The following is a 19,993-nucleotide window of genomic DNA, read 5'->3' on the forward strand; positions in this document are numbered from 1 at the left end:
GTCAGCTCTGCCGCTCGGCCACCGATTCAGCCAGGACGGTCAATTCCGCGCGCGTCTCGGGGGTCAACGACGCATCGACAAGAATGGTCACCGCTTCCTGGGTACGAATCCGGATCATCTGCTCGATCACCTCGAGAGCTCCCGTGTCGGCGATGATGCTGCGCAGTTCGTCGGCCCCGGTCGGGCCCAGCTCCGGATTGCCGAACAGCTCTCGCAACCGGGCTGCCTGGCTGCGGTCCGCCAGGTTGCGGGCCTGCGCCATCATCACCGTCGACTTGCCCTCTCGCAGATCGTCGAGCACCGACTTGCCGGTAACCGCCGGGTCGCCGAACACTCCGAGTACGTCGTCACGGAGCTGGAACGCGTCGCCCAGTGGATCGCCGAAGGCAGCGTACGCGTCCAGCAGTTCGGGGCCGGCCCCGGCAAGGGCGGCACCGATCTGTAATGGTCGGGTAACCGTGTATCTGGCGGCTTTCATCCGGATTACCGTCAGCGCACTGGCCACGGAACCGTCGCCTACGCCGGACACCAGGTCCAGGTACTGCCCGGCGATCACCTCGGTCCGCATCCCAGCGAAGATCGCGTAGCCGCGTCGGATCTGCTCGGCATCGAGCCCGCACTCGTGGAACATCTGGTCCGCCCAGGCGGCGCAGAGGTCCCCGCAGAGCAGCGCGGCGTTGTGACCGTAGCGGCCGGAGTCGCCCCGCCAGGACGAGCGGGTGTGCAGGTCGGCGAAGATTCGGTGCACCGACGGCTCGCCCCGGCGACGGTCGCTTCCGTCCATGATGTCGTCGTGGATCAGCGCGAACGCGTGGAAGATCTCCAGCGCGGCGGCGGCCGCGACGATCTCCCGGCAGTCCGCTCCCCCGGCACCGCGCCACCCCCAGTAGCAGAAGACCGGGCGCAGCCGCTTGCCGCCGGCCAGGACGAACCGGCGCAGTGTGTCGTACACCCCGCGCGATGCCCCGTCCGGCCAGTGCGGATCCTGCCGGTCGAGGAACGCCGTCAGTTCGGCGTCGCACCGCTCCCGCGGCGACCCGCCGATTCGACGGGCCGGCGCCACGGTCACCGGGACACCTCCGGTGCCGGTTCACCGGCACCGAGCCCGGCCAGCTCCAGCAGCAGCGACTTGACCTCGGTGGCGGCGAACCGGTCCTGGGCCGGCGCCGGGTCCGAGCAGAGCAGCACCGGGCCGTCGGCGGGGTCCTCCGGCAGCCGGCCGTGCGATCCGCGTACCGCCCGGGCACCGGCGTCCAGCCCGACCACGTTCATCGTGTACCGCAGGCCGATCTTCTTGCGGGCCAGGGCGATCGCCGCGCGTGCCTTGGCGGCACCCGCATTGGCCGGGTCGAACAGTAGCTCCGCCGGGTCGTAGCCGGGCTTGCGGTGAATCTCCACCAACTGGGCGAAGTCCGGCGCAGCGGTGTCGTCGCGCCAGTAGTAGTAGGTGAACCAGGCCTGCGGCTCGGCCACCAGCACCAGCTCACCGGAGCGCGGATGGTCCAGGCCGGCTGCCGCCTTCCTGTCGGCGTCGAGGACCTGCGCCACCCCGGGCAGGCCGGCACAGAGCTTGGCCACCGTCGCGACGTCGGCCGGATCCCGAACGTACACGTGGGCGACCTGATGGTCAGCGACGGCGAACGCCCGCGATGTCCACGGGTCGAGGTACTCCATCCCCGCCTGGGTGTAAACCCGCAGCAGCCCTTCGGCGCGCAGCAGCCGGTTCACGTGCACCGGCTGCGACACGTCGGTGATGCCGTACTCGGACAGCGCCACGACGGTCGCGCCGCGCGCCGCCGCCGCGTCCAGCAGCGGAGCCAGCACCGCGTCGAGTTCGGCCGCCGCCCGCTGCGCGTGCGGGCCGGCGCCACCGTAGCGTTGCAGGTCGTAGTCGAGATGCGGCAGGTACGCCAGGGTCAGATCCGGCGAATGGTCGGCCATGATCTGCCGGGTCGCCTTCGCGATCCACTCCGACGACACCAGCCCGGCACCCGGCCCCCAGTAGTTGAACAGCGGGAACGTGCCGAGCCGACCGGTCAGCTCGTCGTGCAGCTGCGGCGGATCGGTATAGCAGTCCGGATCCTTGCGCCCGTCGGCGTGGTAGATCGGCCGGGGGGTGACCGTCCAGTTGACGTCCGCACCCATGGCGTACCACCAGCAGATGTTCGCCACCGTGTAGTCGGGGCGGACCCGGCGCGCGGCCTGCCACAGTTTCTCCCCGCCGACCAGGGCGTTGTGCTGCCGCCAGAGAAACACCTCGCCGAGGCCGCGGAAGTACCAGCCGTTACCGACGATGCCGTGGCCGGACGGCGGCTCACCGGTCAGGAAGGTGGACTGCACCGAGCAGGTGACCGCCGGCAGCACGGTGCCGAGCTCGGCCTGGAAGCCGGAGTCGGCGACCGCCGCCAGCCGGGGCATGTGGCGCAGCAGCCGGGGGGTCAGGCCGACCACGTCGAGTACGAGCAGCGGGTTCATGCAGCGGCCTCCGATCCTGCGGCGGTACGGGTGGCGGCGGTACGGGTGCGGGCGCTCATGCCGAGCCCGACCAGTTCGTCGCGGGCCTGGGCGAGCTCGGCGGCGATCCCGGCGGCGAGCTGGTCGGGTCCGGTGGGGCGTTGTCCGGCCGGCAGCACCCCCCAGGTGTAGGTCTCCACGTCGAAGTGGTCGCAGCCGTCGCCGTCGATGATCGCGGCGAGACCGGCCCGCAGTTGCAGCATCGTCGAGGCCAGCGGCGCGACCGGCGCGGCGTGCAGTGGCACGTGGTAGTGCACCCGCCACGGGCCGGGCAGCCCGGCGTCGAGCGCGGCGTCGAGGTCGTCGGTCGCCCCGGCGACCCCGGACCGGGTCTGGTGCAGGAACCGAGGTTCGACGTAGCCGGCGATCGCGGACCGGTCCCGCACCGGGTCGGTGACCTCCAACGCGGCCGACACCTGGACCTTGACCACCGGTAGCCCGGCGGACCGCAGCCGACCGACCGCGGCGACCGGCTCCTCCCAGGCACAGGCGAGATGGGCCAGGTCGACGCAGACGCCGAGCCGGTCGGTGTCCACCCGGGCCAGCTGTTCGGCGGCCTGAGCGGTGGTCTCCACGACGCAGCCCGGTTCAGGTTCGAAGCCGACCCGGACGGTGCGGCCGGTGTCCCGTTCGACCTCGGTCAGACCGACGGCCAGCCGGTCCAGCATCCGGGCGCAGGCGTCGGCCCGCTCGGTGTCCCACGGCTCCCGCCAGGCCAGCGGCAGCGTGGAGATGGAGCCGCGCTCGGCGTCGTCGGGCAGCAGGTCGGCGAGGATCCGGGCCAGCGCCAGGGTGTAGTCGAGCCGGCGCGGGTCGGCCCAGTCCGGGTGGTACACGGCGTGTTTGACCACCGGCGCCTGGAACGCCTCGTACGGGAACCCGTTGAGAGTGACCGCTTCCAGGCCACGGTCGGTGAGCGCGGTGCGCAGCCGGCGCCGGGCGGCCGGGTCGGCGGCGAGCGCGGCGGCGGCCGGCGCGGCCAGCCACAGACCCAGGCCGAGCGGGTCGGCAGCGAGCCGGTCGCGCACCGGCACCGCGTACGTGTCGAGCTGGCCGAGCACTCCGTCGAGGTCCTCGGCCGGGTGCACGTTGGTGCAGTAGCTGAGGTGGACGGTGCGCCGACGCCGGTCGTGCAGGCGCATCAGCCACCGCCCCGCATGATCGAGCTGCCTTCGAAGGTCGGTGCGGTGGCGGCGACGTCGCTCAGGTCGAGCCGGCCGGATTGGCCGTAGAACTCCACCGGGTTGCGCCACAGCACGCGGTCAACGTCGTCGGTGCTGAATCCGGCGGCCAGCATCGCCGCGCCGGTGGTCCGGGTCAGCAGCGGATCGGACCGGCCCCAGTCGGCGGCCGAGTTGACCAGGATCCGCTCCGGGCCGTACTCCTTGATGATCTCCACCATCCGCGGCGGCGACATCTTGGTTTCCGGGTAGATGGAGAAGCCCATCCAGCAGCCGGACTCCTTGACCAGCCCGACTGTCACCTCGTTGAGGTGATCGAGCACCACCCGGCCGGCGTCCATGCCGGACTCGGCGACCACCGCCAGAGTCCGTTCGGTGCCCCGGGCCTTGTCCCGGTGCGGGGTGTGCACCAGGGCCGGCAAATCGTGCGCGCGGGCCAACGCCAGTTGGGCGGCGAACGCCTCGTCCTCGGCCGGGGTCATCGAGTCGTAGCCGATCTCGCCGACCGCCACCACCCCGTCCTTGACCAGGTAGCGGGGCAGTACATCGAGCACACCGGCGCAGCGGGGGTCGTTGGCCTCCTTCGGGTTCAGCGCGATCGTGGCGTGGTGCCGGATGCCGAACTGGCTGGCCCGGAACGGCTCCCAGCCGAGCAGCGAGTCGAAGTAGTCGACGAACGAGCCGACGTTGGTGCGCGGCTGGCCGAGCCAGAAAGCCGGTTCGACCAGGGCCCGGACCCCGGCGTCGGCCATCGCCTGGTAGTCGTCGGTGGTCCGTGAGGTCATGTGGATGTGCGGGTCGAAGATGCGCATTCACCCCTCCTGTCGGGTGGTGGTGTCTGCCGCGGTGCGCAGCCGCCGCAGCAGGGCGAGCGCGTCGTCCGGCAGGCTCCGGCCGGCGGCGACCCGCTCGTCGTGCAGCCCAGCGAGCATGATCAGCAGTTCGGCGTCGGCGCGGGCGTCGAGGCCGTGCACGGCAGCCAGCGGTACGCCGGTGAAGACGCACTTGAGCACCGCCTGACGCCACGCCGGCTGGTCGAGGTGGCGGGCGTACCGGCCGAGCGCGGCGGCCAGCAACCGGGTGTCGTTGGTCCGGATCGCGTCGTCGAGCAGCGGCACCGCCCGGTCACCGACCGGCAGCAGCGGCAGCGCCTTGAGCACCGCCCGACGCTCCGCAGCGTCGCCGTGGTGGTAGCAGTCGGCGACCGCGGCGGCCAACTCCGCTTCAGTCGTGACGGTGGCCAGGTCGACGAGGAGCAGCACCCGGGCGGCCTCGTCGGCCGACCAACCCGGTACGGCAGCCAGCTCGGCCCGGCCGCAGCGGCGGCCCGCGCTGGCGAACAGCATCGGCAGGCTGACCGGGTCGGTGATGATCCGGCTCCGCGCCTGCGCGAGCCAGTCCGGATCGGGTACGCCGGCCAGCGCGGCGGCGAGTCTGCCTGCGACGTCGGCGGGGTCCTCGGCGGGCTGGGCGGACCGGTTCACAGCTGGCCTCCTTCAACGACGGTGCGGGCCGAACCCGTACTGGCTGATGCCGCACCGGCCGGTCCCGTGCGAGCCTGGAGTTCGGCGGACCGGAGGAACTCGATGGACCGGGCGGCGACCGCCGGGGCGGCATGTGAATGCCGGGGCAGCTCGACGGCGACCAGGCCCCGGTAACCGGCGGCGTCGAGGGCAGCCAGCACCGGCGGGAAGTCGATCTCCCCGGTACCGAACTCGAGGTGCTCGTGCACGCCCCGGCGCATGTCGTCGATCTGGACGTTGACCAGGTGCGCGGCCACGTCGGTGACACACTGCGGCACCGGCACCGGCTCCAGGCACCGACAGTGTCCGATGTCGAGAGTGATGCCGAACCGGACCGGGCGGCCCAGCGCGTCGCGCAGCCGCCACCAGCCGGCGATGTCGGCCACCAGCATCCCGGGCTCTGGTTCGAAGCCGAGGGTGACGTCGGCGGCGTCGGCCGCCTCGACGACCGTCGCGCAGCCGGCGACCAGCCGGGCCCAGGCGGTGGCGTCGTCGACGTCGCCCGGGCGCACCCCCGACCAGAAGGAGACCGCCTCCGCGCCCAGGTCGGCGCCGATCGCCACCGCCCGGCGCAGGAAATCGACCCGACGGGCCGCAGTGTCGTGCAGCAGGGTCGGGGCGTGTTTGTGCCACGGGTCGAGCAGGTACCGCGCGCCGGTCTCGACCACGACCGCGAGGTCGAGGTCCCGCAACTGGTCGGCGACCCGGGCCACCTTGCGGGGCAGACCGGCGGCGTACGGGTCGAGGTGATCGTGGTCGAGGGTGAGCGCGACACCCTGGTAGCCGAGGTCGGCGAGCAGCGCCAGCGCGTCACCGAGCCGATGGTTGGCGAAGCCGTTAGTGCCGTACCCGAACCGCAGCCCGGCTGCCGCGTCCGGGCCGGGCCCGCCGGTTGCCGGTTCCCGCTCGCCGGCCGGGTCGGCGGTCATGTCGGGGACACCTTGCGGGCCAGCCGCCGACCGATCGGCGCGGCGGCGGAGACGGCGAGCCCAACGGCGGTGGCCAGGCCGGTGCCGGTGGCCGCCGCCCGGGCGGTGAGCGCGCCCTGCAGGGCGGGCAGACCGACGATGCCGGCGCCGACCGCCGCGCGTACCTGTTCGGGCCGGGGGTCACGGGCGACCGCAGTCTGCGCGGCACCGTATCGGGCGGCGTACCAGCCGGCGAGTCCGGCGGTGACTCCGGCCCGCCACCAGTGGGCGGAGGTGGCCTGGCGGACCGAAATGGCCCGGCCGGCCGCCGGCGCGACGCTGGCCAGTGCGATGGCAGCGGTCCCGGCCAAGGTGGCCGCCGGCAGCCGGGGATCGGCACCGCTGACCTCACTACGGGACAGTTCGGTCACGGTGTAGGTGTGCGCGGCGACGGCCAGCGCGGCAGGCAGCGCGGCCCGGGTCCGGCCGGTGCCGGCCGAGCCGAGCAGGACATCGAGCCCTCGGCAGGCGGCCATCACCGCCGGGCCGGCCGGGGTGTTCTTGGCCCACAGGTCGTACGCCCAGATGGCGGCGGTCAGCGGCACGCCGACGGCGAGCGCCCGGCGGCCGCCGGTGACGGCGGTGAGCGCCAGCCCGGCGGTCGTGAGCCCGGCGGCGACACCGAGCGCGGCACCAGGTGTGACCCGGCCGGACGGGATGGGTCGCTGTGGCCGCTCGACCGCGTCGAGCTCCCGGTCGGCCCAGTCGTTGGCGGCCATCCCGGCCCAGTAGAGGCAGACCGACGCGCCGGCCAGCCCGGCGCTACGCGGGCCGAGCCCGCCGGCGGCAGCGGCCCCGGCGACCACGTCACCTGGCACGGACAGCGCTGCCGGTGCCCGGACCAGCTCGGCCAGATCCGACAGCCGTGGCGGTGTCATGCGACACCGCCCGGCTCGGCCGTCTGACCGTGCAGGTACGCGGTGAAGTCGACCAGGATCCGCCACTGGTCGCCGAGGGCGTGCGGGCCCGACCCGATCGGGTCCTTGAAGAAGAACGCCAGCTCCGGCAGGGGTCCGACGCGTCCGGCACGAGCGGCGGCGGCGGTCAGCCGGGCAAGGTCCAGCACCAACGGGGCGGCCAGTGCCGAGTCGCATCCGTGCCAGGTGAACTCCATCCGCATCCCGGTGCCGAGGAAGCCGGAGAAGGTGATCAGATCCCAGGCGGTCTTGAAGTCCCCGATGTCGTCGACGTACTCGATCCGGGTGTACCCCTGCGGCTGATAGCCGAGAATCTCGCCAAGTACCCGCTGCTTGCTGGCCGCCTTGGCCGCGTTGGCCGCCGGCTCGGCCAGGTTGGCCCCGTCGCCACCGCCCAGCAGGTTGCTGCCGGACCAGCTGCGGACCTGCAGGTTACGCAGCGCGAACATGGGTGCCAGCACCGCTTTCACCAGCGTCTCGCCGGTCTTGCCGTCATGCCCGGCGTACGGCGCCCCCCGCTGTCTTGCCAGCTCGTCGAGGGCCGGCAACCGGGCCCCCACCGACGGGGTGAAGTCGACGTAGCCGCAGCCGGCGCCGAGCGCGGCGTACGCCGCCAACGCGCTCGGCGGCAGCACCGGCGGGCCGCCGGATGCCTCGGTGAGCGCGGCGGCGAGCGCGGCCAGGTCGTGGTGCGCCGGATGCGGTGGCGGCGCCGGTTCGGTGGTCGAGACGTTGACCACCACTACCTGATCCAGGTCGTGCCGGCGGCGGAAGGCGACCAGGTCTGCGGCGATCGCCGCCGCTGTCTCGGCCTGGGTGGCCCCGGCCGGCAGCGGACGCAGCTGTGCTTCCAGACCGGTCAGCTCGGTGTGCAGGGCGGCGACCAGCCGCCCCGGGACCACACCGGCGCTGGCCAACGCGTCGGCCTTCTTCACCAGCGGCGTCGCGGCGATGTCGTGGCCGCCGAAGACGAGATCGGTGAAGTTGGGCAGGGCCGAGCCGCGCAGCGGCGGCAGTTCGGTGACGCAGCCGGTGGTGTCGGCCAGTCCGGCGCGCACGGCCAGCGCGCCGACGATGCTGGTGACCGCGACCGAGCCACGGGCTCCGATCAGCCAGACTCCGGTACGCATTCCTGCCTCCCAACGCCCGCCGCTGGCGGTGCTCGTTCTGCTGCCGGTTGTCTGCCTTGCCGGTTCGGCAAGGCCCCGTCCGTCCGGGCGCGCCAGGGTGGCACCACCGTCGACGGCGCCGAGGTCGGCGTCAACGACACCGTCGCGGGCCCGGTCGACCGGACGGACGGGGCTGTGGCAGGCAGGGACGTTCGGCGTTCGGCCCTGCCTCCCCCGCATTGAGTTGTCCCCGGCCGGCTCACGCCGGCCGCGGTACTGCTGGTCGGTCCCCGGCCGGGGACGGGTGGTGCGCCCGCCCCGGCGGTTACCGGGTCGTCGTCCGTGGGCCGGTGGCCGGCCGGCCACCGGCCCACGGCCCGGTCAGCTCGCCGGGTTGAACATCCGGTCCCGGCTGAACTCACCGAAGAACACCGTGTCGTGGTAGTACGCCGGCAGCTTGTACTTCGACTCCAGCGATTCGTCGTACTTGTAGATCGGGCCACCCATCGGACCGACACCGCCGGTGCCGATCACCGGCCACTGGAAGTCACAGCTGCCGACCGGGTCGACCAGGTAGCTGTCCCGGCAAGTGGTGGTGGCGTTGAACGTGTACCAGAACTGCGGCTGCTCGACCGGCGGCAGCACGCTCAGACCGGTGTTGCGCGGCGAGTCGTTGATCGGCGCGGCGCAGTTGAACGGCTCGCCCGAGGTTCCCGTCTCGAAGTCGTAGTCGATGTACGGCAGAGTCGGCGAGTAGCAGTACGGCCAGCCGTAATTGCCTGCGGTCTTGGTCGCGAACCACCGGCCGGTGCCCTCCGGGCCCCGCTGCGGGTCCGGGTTGCGCGAGTCCGGCGAGTAGTCACCGATGTAGACGAAGCCACGGTCGTCGACGTCGAACCGGAAGGGGTTGCGCAGGCCCATCAGGAAGATCTCCGGACGGGTCTTGTCATCGACGTCCTGCGACTCCCGGAACAGGTTGCCGGCCGGGATGCTGTAGCTACCGTCGTCCTTGACGCGGATCCGCAGCACCTTGCCCCGCAGATCGTTGGTGTTGGCCGAGGAGCGCGCGGCATCGTAGGCCGGACCCCGGGTCGCCGACCGGTTGATCGGGGTGTAGCCGTCCGAGCCACTGGCGTTGGTGTCGTCGCCGGTGACGAGGTAGAGCAGGCCCCGGCCGTCGAACTTGACCTCGCCGGCCACGTGGCAGCAGGCGCCCCGGTCGGTGTCGACCTTGAGGATCTCCTGCTCGGTCGACATGTCCAGGTGCGGGGTCGGCTCCTCGACGAACTTGACCCGGGAGAGCAGGTTGTAGCCCTTGAACGGCTCCCAGACGCTCGGGTCGTCACTGTTGGCCGGTGCGTCGCCCTCGTTGACGCCCGGGGTGGCCGGGTCGTCCACCGGAGTGTCCAGCGGTGGCGCGTAGTCGAGATAGACCCACTTGTTCTCGGCGAAGTTGGGGTCGAGGGTCACCGACTGCAGGCCGTCTTCGTCGTGCTGGTAGACGTCCAGGTTGTTGATGACCGGGCTGGCCCCCGACGACGGGTCGTACAGACGGATCTCACCGGCGCGGGTGTTGTGCAGCACCCGGCCGTCGGGCAGCACCGCGAGAGTCATCGGCTCACCGGGCTGGTCGTTGAGAACGACGCGCTCGTAGTTGGACTCGACGGTCGCGCCGCAGTCACCCTCGGCGATGCCCGCAGCCCATTCGATGCCACCGAGCAGGTGCTTGCGGACCGCCCCGATGGTGAAGGTGTCCGCCGAGGCGCCGAGACCGGTGTACCAGGACCGGCCGCCCTGGTAGTCCTGGCACCAGGAGATCGGGTGGTCGGCGCCCATGCTGCTGCCGTCCAGCGACGTCGGGTCGACGCTGGCCAGCACGTGCTGCACACCCCGGACGTTGCCGGTGTAGTTGAGGTACTCGTCCTCGACGATCACTTCGCGGGGCATCGTGGCCGTGGACGGGTGGTAGCGGTCGACGACGTCGATGACACCGGCACCGCTGGCGCTGGTGCCGGTCGAGGTGGTGCCTACCAGGCCACGGTAGAAGGCCCAGTCCGGCTCGGCGTCCACCGCGAGGTGCACGCCGAGGTAGCCACCGCCGGCCTTGACGTAGTCCTCGAACGCTTCCTGCTGCGCGTCGTCGAGCACGTCACCGGTGTTGTTGATGAACACCACTGCCGCGTAGTTGGCGAGGTTCGCACTGGTGAAGCTGGTCCCGTTGCGGGACACGTCGATCGTGAAGCCGTTGTTCTTGCCGAGGGTACGGATGGCGTTGACACCCTTGGCGGTCGACGCCTGGGCCGCCTCCTCGCTGTGGGTGTAGACCAGCACCTGGTAGTCGTCGTGGTGCTCGTGGCCGTCGTGGGCGACCGCTGGCGCGGTGGTGATCATGGGTGCGGCGAGTGCCGCACCCGCGGCGACGGCAAGCCATCGCCGGGCGGATCTACTCATCAGTCGTTCCTCCGGGGGTTCGGGAGGCTCATGCCTGACCGTGGGCACTGATTCCGTTGCGGACGGACAGTTACGGTTGGTGCCTCACCCCTGGCGCGGTGCCACGTCCGCCAGAGTCTTCTGGTACGCCCTGCCGGCCGTCCGGCGTGACCGGGGAATCCCGATCCGGTCACGCCGGACGAGCCGTCCTCGTACCCGCGGATCACCCGGCACGGGGCGCAACCGCGCCGGGCGACCCTCGCCCACGGGACGAGGAGTCTCGGTTTCCAGACCTTGCCACGAAGGTCGGGCCGCTCAGGCCGGTGCCGTGGTCTTCACCGAGTCCACGGTGACCCATTCGCCGAGCCCGGCCGACTGCTCCACCGCGGCCAGCGCCTGCTGGACCTGGAGTGCGTCGTCGAAGGACGGTGTCGGGTCGTCTCCGGCCGCCAGCGCCGCGACGAAGTCACGGGCCTGGTGGGTGAAGGAGTGCTCGTACCCGATGCCGTGGCCGGGCGGCCACCAGGCGGACAGGTACGGGTGCTCCGGTTCGGTCACGATGATGCGGGTGAAGCCCTGCTCGGCCGCGGGCCGGGTGGCGTCGAAGAACTCCAGTTCGTTCATCCGCTCGAAGTCGAACGCGACCGACCCGAGCGAGCCGTTGATCTCGATCCGCAACCCGTTCTTGCGTCCGGTGGCGAAGCGGGTCGCCTCGTAGCTGGCCACCGCCCCACCGTCGAGCCGGGCCATGAACAGCGCGGCGTCGTCGACGGTGACCTCGCCGGTGGCCGGTTCGGCGTCGTCTGCGGACCCGCCGCCGGCCGAAGCGGTCAGCCCGCTGGAACCGGCTGGCAGCGGCCGCCGCTTGACGAACGTCTCGGTCAGCCCGCTCACCCGGGCGATCCGTTGGCCCGTTACGAACTGGGTGGCGTCGATGATGTGCGCACCGATGTCACCCAGCGCCCCGGAACCCGCCTTGTCCTTGCGCAACCGCCAGACCAACGGAAACTCCGGATCGAGGATCCAGTCCTGCAGGTACACCGCCCGCACGTGCCGGATCGTTCCAATCCGGCCGTCGGCGACGAGTTGACGCATCAACGTCACCGCCGGCACCCGCCGGTAGTTGAATCCGCACATCGACCGGACGCCGCCGGCCCGGGCGGCCCGAGCCGCGTCGGCCATCTGCTGCGCCTCGGCCACCGTGTTGGCCAGTGGCTTCTCGCAGAGCACGTGCTTGCCGGCGGCGAGTGCCGCGATGGCGATCTCGGCGTGGCTGTCACCCGGCGTACAGATGTCGACCACGTCGATGTCGTCCCGGGCGATCAGCGCCCGCCAGTCGGTGGTGTACGACTCCCAGCCGAGTTGGTCGGCGGCCTCGGCCACCTTGGACTCGTCCCGGCCGCACACTGCGGTCATCCGGACCCGCGCCGGCAGATCGTAGACCCGGTTCACGGTACGCCAGGCCTGCGAGTGCGCGGCGCCCATGAACGCGTAGCCGACCATGCCGACCCGCAGTTCGTTGTGTTCAGCGGACAAGGTAAGCCTCCCCGAAAAGGTCAGAACCCGAGCGGCAGGTACTCGCTCGCGTTCTCCTTGGTGATGGTCTCCGAGGCCAGGATGATCTCCTTGGGCACCTGCAGCTCGACCAGGTCGGACATGCCCCGGCCCTGTGCGATCAGGCGGGCGAGCGAGATCGCCGAGGAGGCCATCGACGGGCTGTAGGTGACGGTCGCCTTCAGCACGCTGTCGTCGGCCTGGATCGCCTCCATCGCCGCCCGCGAACCGGCACCGCCGACCATGATGAACTCCGACCGGTTGGCCTGGCTGATCGCGGCCAGTACCCCGATGCCCTGGTCGTCGTCGTGGTTCCAGATGGCGTCGATTTCCGGCAGGGCCTGCAGCAGGTTGGCCGCCTCGCGCTGGCCGGAGTCGGCGGTGAACTCGGCCGCCCGCCGGTTGGCGACGGTGAAGCCGTGTGCCTCGAGGGCGTCCTTGAAACCGGCGGACCGCTCCTGGGTCAACTCCAGCGCGTCGATCCCGGCGATCTCGGCGATCACCGGGTTGGCGATGCCCTTCTCCTGCATCTGAGCGGCGATGTAGTTGCCCGCCGACACGCCCATGCCGTAGTTGTCGCCCTTGATCTGAGTACGGTAGGCGAGCGCCTGGGTGAACGCCCGGTCCAGGTTGACCACCGGGATGCCGGCCTCCATGGCCTGCAGACCGCTGGCGGTGAGTTCAGCTCCGTCGTGCGGCAGCATCACGATGACGTCCGGACTCTGCGAGATCAGCGTGTCCAACGCGGCCCGCTGAGCGGCAGCGTCGGCACCTGCCTCGACGGTGAGGAACTCGACGTCCGAGTACGCCTCAGCCTGGGCCCGGGCGTTGTTGGTGATCGCCGCGAGCCAGCCGTGGTCGGCCGCCGGGGCGGAGAAGCCGATGGTGACGGTCTCACCGGGCTCGGAGTTGGGGTTGCCCTGGTTGGCTGCCTGCGTCTGGGTGTTGGTCGGGGCGGCTTCGTTGCTGGTGCACGCGCTCAGCAGTACACCGGCACCGACTGCGGCACCACCGGCGAGCAGCCGACGGCGGGACATGTCACCGGCGGCGGCACCGCGCGCGCCGAACAGTGTCCGGCGGGAGAAAGCGGTCATGACGACCTCCTGGATCGCAATGGCGAGGGGTTACCGGGGTGTGCGGGGCCTGGCGACCGTCGGAAGTCGACGGCCACCGGGCGGTGGACGGGTGTGTCAGGTGGGAGTCAGACGGTTCTTCGGTTGAAGAGCTGACTGAGGGAGTTGAACCGGAACTGCTGGATGAGAACGGCCACCACGATGATCCCGCCCTTGATCATGTTCTGGGATTCGGTGGATAGTCCGTTGATGGCGAACAGGTTGGTGATGGTGGAGAAGACCAGCACCCCGAACAGGGCGCCGATGATGGTGCCGCGACCGCCGGTGAGCAGCGTGCCGCCGATGATCGCCGCGGCGATCGCGTCAAGCTCGTACAGGTTGGCCATAGCGGCCTGGGCCGAGTTGGCCTGCGCGGTCAGCATGATCGCGCCGATGCCGCAGCACAGCCCGGACAGTCCGTAGATGAGCAGCGTGTGCCACCGGACGTTGATCCCGGCGAGCCGGGCCGCTTCGGCGTTGCCGCCGATGGCGACGGTGCGTCGGCCGAAGGTGGTGCGGTTGAGCAGCACCCAGCCGGCGGCGACCACCGCGGCGAGGATGACGACCAGCAACGGGATTCCGAGGATCCGCTGGGTGGCCATTCCGTTGATCACCGACGAGGTGGAGATTTGGGTCTGCTTGCCGGAGATGAGCGCGGCCAGCCCTCGCGCAGCCACCATCATCGCCAAGGTGGCGATGAACGGCACCAGCCGGCCGTACGAGATCAGCACTCCGTTGACCAGCCCGACGCACATCCCGACCACGACAGCGGTGAAGATCATGCCGCCGGGGCCGAAACTCTGGGTCGCTACCGTGGTGGCCCATACCCCGGCCAGCGCCATGATCGCGCCGACCGACAGGTCGATGCCGCCGGCGATGATCACGAATGTCATACCGACGGTGACCACGCCGATCGCGGAGGCCTGCTGCAAAATGGTGAAGATGTTGTTGCGGACCCAGGTAGGGTCACTGTATAGGTCGGGCCGGGTGGCAGCACCGATGATGACCAGAATAACGAGGACGCCGACCAGCCACAGGTTGCGGCGGGCGTACTCGCTGGCGTCGGAACGCCACCAGCTCTGCCGGGATGGTTCGTCCGCGCCGTGCGCCGGCGGCGCTGCCGGCTTCTCCTTACCGGGTACGGTCGCCGTGGCCTCTTCCGCGGTCACAGTCCTACTCCTTCGTTTACCGGCTGGCCGCTGGCCAACCGGTCGGGTCGCCCGGTCACGCCGTGGCACTTTCCTTCGCCGACCCCGACATGACGAGATCGAGCACGGTTTCCTCATCGATCTCACCGGCCGGGGCGTGGTGGACGACGCGTCCTTCCCGCATCACCAGCACCCGGTCAGCCAGCCCCAGTACCTCGGGCACCTCGCTGGAGACCAGCAGGACGCCCACGCCCTGCGCGGCGAGGTCGTGGATTACCTGGTACAGCTCGGCCCGGGCACCGACGTCGACGCCCCGGGTCGGCTCGTCGAGCAGCAGCAGCCGGGTGTCACCGAGCAGCCACCGGCCGACCACCACCTTCTGCTGGTTGCCGCCGGAGAGCTGGCGCACCGGACGGTGCACACCCCGGGGACGCAGCTCCAGCGAGCCGGCCACCCGTTCGGCGGCGCTGACCTCCCGGCCGGCGTCGGTGAACCCAACCCGGGCGAGGCGACCGAAGGTGGCCAGCGTGATGTTGCGGAAGATCGGTTCGCCCAGCAGCAGCGCCTGGCTCTTGCGTTCCTCCGGCGCCATGCCCATGCCGGCCCGCACTGCGGCACCGACGCTGCCGGCCCGTACCGGTTTGCCGGCCATCGTGACCCTGCCGGTGTCGGCGGTCCGGGCTCCGAAGATCGTCTCCAGCAGTTCCGAACGACCCGCACCGACCAGACCGGCGATGCCGACGATCTCCCCCCGTGCGACAGTCAGTGAGACGTCGCTGAACTCCCCCGCGCGGCTGAGCCGGGACACCTCCAGCAGCTGCTCCCCGTGCGGGTTGGGCTCCCGCTGTGGGAACACGTACTCGATCGACCGGCCGGTCATCCGGCTGACCAGTTCCTTGGTTGGGGTGGTTTGGGCCGACAGGTTCTGCGCGGTGGTCCGGCCGTCCTTGAGTACGGTGACCCGGTCACCGATCTCGCGGATCTCTTCCAACCGGTGCGAGATGTAGATGACCGCGATGCCCTGAGCGGTCAGTTCGCGAATGATCCGGAACAGGTTCTCGACCTCGTCGTGGGCGAGCACCGCGCTCGGCTCGTCCATGATGATCAGCTTGGCCTGGTGGGACAGTGCCCGGGCCATGCTGACCACCTGCTTGCCGGCCGCCGGAAGCGATCGGACCAGCCCGCGGGGTCGGATCTCGGCGTGGCCGAGTCGGCCCAGGATGTCGCGGGTGCGTCGAGCCATCGCCGACCGACGGACGAAGCCCGCGGTCCGCGGCTCGTGGCCGAGGAAGGCATTCTCCGCCACGGAGAGGTCGTCGACCAGATCGAGTTCCTGGTAGATGGTGGCGATGCCGGCCCGCATCGCGGCCTGCGGATTGGCGAACCGGACCGGTCGGCCCTGCCATTCGACCCGCCCGGAGTCGGGGCGGTGCACGCCGGCCAGTACCTTGATCAGGGTCGACTTGCCGGCCCCGTTCTGGCCGAGCAGGCAGTGCACCTCCCCGGCGCGCACCTCGAGCTGCACCCCGTCCAGCGCGCGTACCCCGGGGAAGGTCTTCACGACGTCGGTCAGCCGCAGCACCACGTCGCCGCCGGCGGTCACGGTCGGGGTGCCACCGGGCTCGTCAACCGGCGCGGCGCCGGTGGCCTCGGGGGCGCTCACGACGCCTGCTCGAAGGCGACGTCGCTGGCCAGCACGGAGGCGCCGGTCACGCCGGCCCGCGAGCCCAGCTCGGACAGCACGACAGGCAGGTTGCCGGTGGCCAGCGGCAGCGACCGCCGGTAGACCACGCTGCGGATCTCGGCCAGCAGGATGTGCCCGAGGTGGGCCAGACCACCACCGATCACGATCATCGACGGGTTGGCGAAACTGACCAGACCGGCGAGGACGCCGCCGAGCCGTCGGCCGCCGTCGCGGATCAGCCGGATGCAGGTGACGTCGCCTTCCATGGCGCACTCGGCAACGTCACGCGCGGTGAGCTCGGCCCGCTGGGTGAGCCGCTCGGCCAGCGCCGGAGAGGTGCCGGCCCGGGCGGCGGCGGCCGCCTCCTTGGCCAGCGCCGCACCGCTGAACAGCGCCTCCAGACATCCGGCGTTGCCGCAGGAGCACATCGGACCGTGCGAGTCGACCTGGATGTGGCCGATGTCGCCGGCGCAGCCGTCGATCCCCCGGTAGACCTGGCCCGCGAGGTAGATGCCGCAGCCGACGCCGGTGCCGAGCTTGACGAACAGGAAGTCGTCGACCGAGTGGGCCACGCCGCCGTGCCGTTCCCCGATGGCCATGATGTTCACGTCGTTGTCCACCACCGCCGGGCAGCCGTGCTCCCGGGCGAGCAGCTCGCGGACCGGGAACCGGTCCCAGCCCGGCATGATCGGCGGGGAGACCGGCACTCCGTCGCGGTAGCTGACCGGCCCGGGTACCCCGATGCCGATACCGTCGAGGCGCTCGTGCACCCCTTCGACCCGGGCCTTGGCGAGCAGCTCGTTGATTCGGTGCAGGATGACCTTTGGCCCCTGCCGGATGTCGGCGGGCTCGGCGTACGCGGCCACCGGCTCCAGCCGGCCGTTGGTGATCTCCACGTCGACCGAGCTGGCGCCCAGGTCGATCGCGGCGAACCGCAGATCCGGGTTGAGCTCGACCAGGGTCGAGCGGCGGCCGCCCCGTGAGGCGGCCATCCCTGCTTCGGTCACGAAGCCGGAGGCGACCAGCCGCTCCAACTCGGACAGCAGGCGAGGGCGGGGAATCTCCAGCTGGTCGGCGAGCTCGGCCCGGGAGACCGGTCCGTTGTCCCGCAGCAGTCGCAGCAGCTGGAGGTGCAGAGGATCCGCCGTACGCATGGGGTCCACCTCCGACAGTGAGTAACACCGAGGCGACCTCGGCGTGTCGTGACCGAAACACTAAGAGTCTTCTCAGTCTCGTGTCCAGAGTTTCGGTCTACTGAAGCAAAACTTTTTCTGATCGTGACAGAAGTTGGTGGCACCTACCCGAACCGAAGTTAACCTGGCCCGATGTATCTGGTTCAGGGCACGAGGGATCGACCGATCGGCCCTCGCGCAACGAGGGCGGAGCCCGGACACGCGGAACCGGGGTGCCGGCCGCCGCCGCGGCGGCGGCCGGCACCCCGGTCGGTTCACACGGTTGGATCAGTGGCCGCCGTGCCGGGTGACTGGCGACCGGTGGATCACTCGCTCTGGCTGTAGACGGTCAGTTCCGACATGTGCTGGTAGCTGCGCTCGGCGAACTCCAGCGACTGACCTGGGTTCTCCGATCCACCGGGAGCGGTGTCCTGCTCCCAGTTGGCGTGGTGGAAGTCGTAGTGCCCGATGGTCTGGAAGGACTGCTGGAAGTTGATGTCGCCGTCGCCCATCGGCGTCATCTCGTAGCCGTTGCTCAGCTCGGAGTTCTTGTTGCCGTCCTTGGCATGGAACAGCGGGAACCGCCGGGGCCGACGGGCCACGGTCAGGATCGGGTCGAACACCCGGGTCCGCTCCTTGCCGGCCGAGTTGATGAACGTGTAGTGCTTGTGCCGGGCGACGTAGCCCCAGTAAATGTCCATCTCGAAGTAGACGTACTTCGCGTCGGTCTTGGCCATGAAGTACTCGACCTTGCGGACACCGGACGAACGGGTCGGCCGTCCCTGCTCGTCCAGCGGGCCGGAGTCGAGCAGAAAGTTGTACGCAGCGTCATGGTTGTGGGTGTAGAGCCGCATCTTGCGTTCCCGGGCCTGCCGGCCGAGCTCGTTCCACAGGTCAGCGGCCTCGTTCCAGTCCGACTGGTAGTCGCTGCGGGTCGGGTCGCTGCCGGTGCCGATGTTCTTCATGCCGAGTTCCTCGGCGATGTCGAGCTCCTGCTGGAACGTCTCAGCATTGATCCTGGCGTGGGTGCCGTTTGCGACCAGGCCGTTGTCGTCCAGGATCTTGCGGATCTCGGTCGGCGTGATCTGCCGTCCGAGGATCTCCTCGCTCTGGGTGTAACCAGCGAACTCGACCTCCTTGTAACCGAGTTCCGCCAGGCGGGCCAGGACCCGCTCGAAGCCGTACGGCACGCCGCTGTCGTCCGGAGCGGCCCGGATGCGGTCCCGGACCGAGAAGAGGATGATGCCCCGGTTCTGCTCGGGGATCAGCGGGTCCACCGACCAGCCGTCCGGCCCGGGCCGGACGGCTGGTCTGCAGCACCGGCAGCCCGGCCGCACCGAGCACGGCAGCGGCACCGGCCGATGCGGCGAGGATGTTGCGGCGGGTGAGCGCCGGATTGGGTGGCGAGAGTTGCCCGTTGCGGCGTAGCACCTCGTCCATTCTGTCCACCTTTCTGCAGCGGCTCGCAGAGCCGCCGATGACGAGTGAGGAGGGTCGGGGTGTACGGAGCCGCACGCCGCCGAAACGCACGACCCCGGGGCGGAGAGGTTCGGATGGGTGGGTTCGGGTCGGTGCCGCGGTGGCGGGCACCGACCCCGAACCGCAGCTGTCTCCGCCATGCCCCTGGCGGGAGACAGCTCGGGCCTGGTGGCCCTGGTCGCGACCGGCGTTTACGACGCTGTGTCGCTGGTGTTACGTCTGGGGCAGACATCAGCCCCGGAGACCAGGGAAAGAATGACCCCGTCGAACTAAACTTTCAGGTGAACTACCGATGGCTTTGTCTTCCGCCAGCCAGAAGTCTGTACGACAGGACCCGACAAGATCGATGACTGTCGCAGAAGGGTGCTTTAGGACGTCAGTTGCAGAGCAGCCGACCTACCCGACGCCCGGCGACGGTCAGCCCGAGCACCGTCACCCCGACCAGGTAGCCGACGTCGACCAACTGCGTCCACCCGACGGTGTCCACGGAGATCGCCCGGATCAGATGGACCGACCGGTACAGCGGGGTCAGCTCGACCAGCCAACGCAGCACCGACGGGTACGCCTCCGCCGGCACGAACGTCCCGGAGAACAGGAAGACCGCGAACTGGGCCGAGCCCATCAAGTCGAAGTCCTGCCAGCTACGCATGTAGGTGGACAGCGCCATGCCGAGCCCACCGAAGGCGAACCCGACCAGTACCGCCGCCGGGAACGCCAGCAGCGCCCGCGGGACGGTCGTCAACCCCATCACGACCATCACCAGCAGGAAGGTCGCCGAATAGATACTGCCCCGCGCCATCGCCCAGCCGAGCTCGCCGAAGGCCAACTCGGTCGGACGGACCGGGGTGGCCAGGATCCCGTCGTAGAGCTTGACGAACTTCATCTTGGCGAAGAAGTTGAAAGTCGTTTCCGACAACGCGCCGGTCATCGCCGAGGCGGCGAGCATCGCCGGCGCGACGAACGCGGCGTACCCGATGACGGCCCCGCTGCCCGGCAGGGCGATGTCCCCGATCAGCCGGCCCACGCCGACACCGATCGAGAACAGGTAGAGCAACGGCTCGACCACCCCGGAGATCATCACCACCCAGTACGCGGACTTCAGGGCGGCCGCGTTGCGCTCCATCACCGACCCGGCCCGCCGCACGGCCGCGCCGACCCCGAGCACCTGCGGCAGGACGAGGGTCACCACCGTTTGCCTCCTC

The 19,993-nt window shown here is 70.5% G+C and carries 16 protein-coding genes; all 16 read right to left on the reverse strand.

Going from position 1 to position 19,993, the window contains the following annotated elements:
- Nucleotide 1: 1 nt before the first annotated feature.
- Nucleotides 2-1,069, reverse strand: a complete 1,068-nt coding sequence (locus tag ACFHWS_RS10650) for a polyprenyl synthetase family protein (RefSeq protein WP_416554488.1) — start codon at nt 1,067-1,069, stop codon at nt 2-4.
- Nucleotides 1,066-2,475, reverse strand: coding sequence for an alkaline phosphatase family protein (locus ACFHWS_RS10655; RefSeq protein ID WP_416554486.1), 1,410 nt, complete (start codon nt 2,473-2,475; stop codon nt 1,066-1,068). Before ACFHWS_RS10655 ends, ACFHWS_RS10650 begins: the two co-directional genes overlap by 4 nt.
- Nucleotides 2,472-3,656: a metabolite traffic protein EboE gene (gene eboE, locus ACFHWS_RS10660; protein ID WP_416568107.1), complete on the reverse strand. Its 1,185-nt coding sequence runs from the start codon at nt 3,654-3,656 to the stop codon at nt 2,472-2,474. The genes ACFHWS_RS10655 and eboE overlap by 4 nt, the downstream gene beginning before the upstream one ends.
- Nucleotides 3,656-4,507 carry a TatD family hydrolase gene (locus ACFHWS_RS10665; RefSeq protein ID WP_416568108.1) on the reverse strand — a complete coding sequence of 284 codons (852 nt, stop codon included), beginning with the start codon at nt 4,505-4,507 and terminating at the stop codon, nt 3,656-3,658. The genes eboE and ACFHWS_RS10665 overlap by 1 nt, the downstream gene beginning before the upstream one ends.
- On the reverse strand, nt 4,508-5,179 hold the full coding sequence (locus ACFHWS_RS10670) for an EboA domain-containing protein (protein WP_416554480.1): 672 nt from the start codon (nt 5,177-5,179) through the stop codon (nt 4,508-4,510). It abuts the gene before it with no gap.
- Complete coding sequence (locus ACFHWS_RS10675) at nt 5,176-6,147, reverse strand: sugar phosphate isomerase/epimerase family protein (RefSeq protein ID WP_416568109.1); 972 nt, start codon at nt 6,145-6,147, stop codon at nt 5,176-5,178. Before ACFHWS_RS10675 ends, ACFHWS_RS10670 begins: the two co-directional genes overlap by 4 nt.
- On the reverse strand, nt 6,144-7,064 hold the full coding sequence (locus ACFHWS_RS10680) for an SCO3242 family prenyltransferase (RefSeq protein ID WP_416568110.1): 921 nt from the start codon (nt 7,062-7,064) through the stop codon (nt 6,144-6,146). The genes ACFHWS_RS10675 and ACFHWS_RS10680 overlap by 4 nt, the downstream gene beginning before the upstream one ends.
- A complete protein-coding gene (locus tag ACFHWS_RS10685) occupies nt 7,061-8,233 on the reverse strand; it encodes an inositol-3-phosphate synthase (RefSeq protein WP_416554474.1) in 1,173 nt (390 codons plus the stop codon). Before ACFHWS_RS10685 ends, ACFHWS_RS10680 begins: the two co-directional genes overlap by 4 nt.
- Before the next feature lie 360 nt (nt 8,234-8,593).
- Nucleotides 8,594-10,663 carry a ThuA domain-containing protein gene (locus ACFHWS_RS10690; RefSeq protein ID WP_416568111.1) on the reverse strand — a complete coding sequence of 690 codons (2,070 nt, stop codon included), beginning with the start codon at nt 10,661-10,663 and terminating at the stop codon, nt 8,594-8,596.
- A gap of 294 nt (nt 10,664-10,957) precedes the next feature.
- Nucleotides 10,958-12,145 (reverse strand): Gfo/Idh/MocA family protein, encoded by a 1,188-nt coding sequence (locus tag ACFHWS_RS10695; protein ID WP_416554576.1) that lies wholly within the window; start codon nt 12,143-12,145, stop codon nt 10,958-10,960.
- Between the two features lie 53 nt (nt 12,146-12,198).
- Nucleotides 12,199-13,290: a substrate-binding domain-containing protein gene (locus tag ACFHWS_RS10700; RefSeq protein WP_416554470.1), complete on the reverse strand. Its 1,092-nt coding sequence runs from the start codon at nt 13,288-13,290 to the stop codon at nt 12,199-12,201.
- Nucleotides 13,291-13,397: 107 nt separating this feature from the next.
- Nucleotides 13,398-14,477 (reverse strand): ABC transporter permease, encoded by a 1,080-nt coding sequence (locus ACFHWS_RS10705; protein ID WP_416554468.1) that lies wholly within the window; start codon nt 14,475-14,477, stop codon nt 13,398-13,400.
- Between the two features lie 55 nt (nt 14,478-14,532).
- Nucleotides 14,533-16,041, reverse strand: a complete 1,509-nt coding sequence (locus ACFHWS_RS10710) for a sugar ABC transporter ATP-binding protein (protein WP_416568128.1) — start codon at nt 16,039-16,041, stop codon at nt 14,533-14,535.
- Nucleotides 16,042-16,115: 74 nt separating this feature from the next.
- Nucleotides 16,116-17,294, reverse strand: a complete 1,179-nt coding sequence (locus ACFHWS_RS10715) for an ROK family protein (protein ID WP_416568112.1) — start codon at nt 17,292-17,294, stop codon at nt 16,116-16,118.
- A gap of 344 nt (nt 17,295-17,638) precedes the next feature.
- A complete protein-coding gene (locus tag ACFHWS_RS10720) occupies nt 17,639-18,589 on the reverse strand; it encodes a sugar phosphate isomerase/epimerase family protein (protein ID WP_416568113.1) in 951 nt (316 codons plus the stop codon).
- A 578-nt stretch (nt 18,590-19,167) separates the two neighbouring features.
- Nucleotides 19,168-19,980 carry an ABC transporter permease gene (locus ACFHWS_RS10725; protein WP_416554463.1) on the reverse strand — a complete coding sequence of 271 codons (813 nt, stop codon included), beginning with the start codon at nt 19,978-19,980 and terminating at the stop codon, nt 19,168-19,170.
- Nucleotides 19,981-19,993 lie beyond the last annotated feature (13 nt).

This window comes from Micromonospora sp. LOL_013, assembly GCF_048060315.1.
Lineage (GTDB): Bacteria > Actinomycetota > Actinomycetes > Mycobacteriales > Micromonosporaceae > Micromonospora_E.

Excerpts from the sequence above, each read along its gene's own strand:
- ACFHWS_RS10655 (WP_416554486.1), bottom strand. The coding sequence starts at position 2,475 with ATGAACCCGCTGCTCGTACTCGACGTGGTCGGCCTGACCCCCCGGCTG.
- eboE (WP_416568107.1), bottom strand. The coding sequence starts at position 3,656 with ATGCGCCTGCACGACCGGCGTCGGCGCACCGTCCACCTCAGCTACTGC.
- ACFHWS_RS10665 (WP_416568108.1), bottom strand. The coding sequence starts at position 4,507 with ATGCGCATCTTCGACCCGCACATCCACATGACCTCACGGACCACCGAC.
- ACFHWS_RS10675 (WP_416568109.1), bottom strand. The coding sequence starts at position 6,147 with ATGACCGCCGACCCGGCCGGCGAGCGGGAACCGGCAACCGGCGGGCCC.
- ACFHWS_RS10680 (WP_416568110.1), bottom strand. The coding sequence starts at position 7,064 with ATGACACCGCCACGGCTGTCGGATCTGGCCGAGCTGGTCCGGGCACCG.
- ACFHWS_RS10685 (WP_416554474.1), bottom strand. The coding sequence starts at position 8,233 with ATGCGTACCGGAGTCTGGCTGATCGGAGCCCGTGGCTCGGTCGCGGTC.
- ACFHWS_RS10690 (WP_416568111.1), bottom strand. The coding sequence starts at position 10,663 with ATGAGTAGATCCGCCCGGCGATGGCTTGCCGTCGCCGCGGGTGCGGCA.
- ACFHWS_RS10695 (WP_416554576.1), bottom strand. The coding sequence starts at position 12,145 with ATGGTCGGCTACGCGTTCATGGGCGCCGCGCACTCGCAGGCCTGGCGT.
- ACFHWS_RS10700 (WP_416554470.1), bottom strand. The coding sequence starts at position 13,290 with ATGACCGCTTTCTCCCGCCGGACACTGTTCGGCGCGCGCGGTGCCGCC.
- ACFHWS_RS10715 (WP_416568112.1), bottom strand. The coding sequence starts at position 17,294 with ATGCGTACGGCGGATCCTCTGCACCTCCAGCTGCTGCGACTGCTGCGG.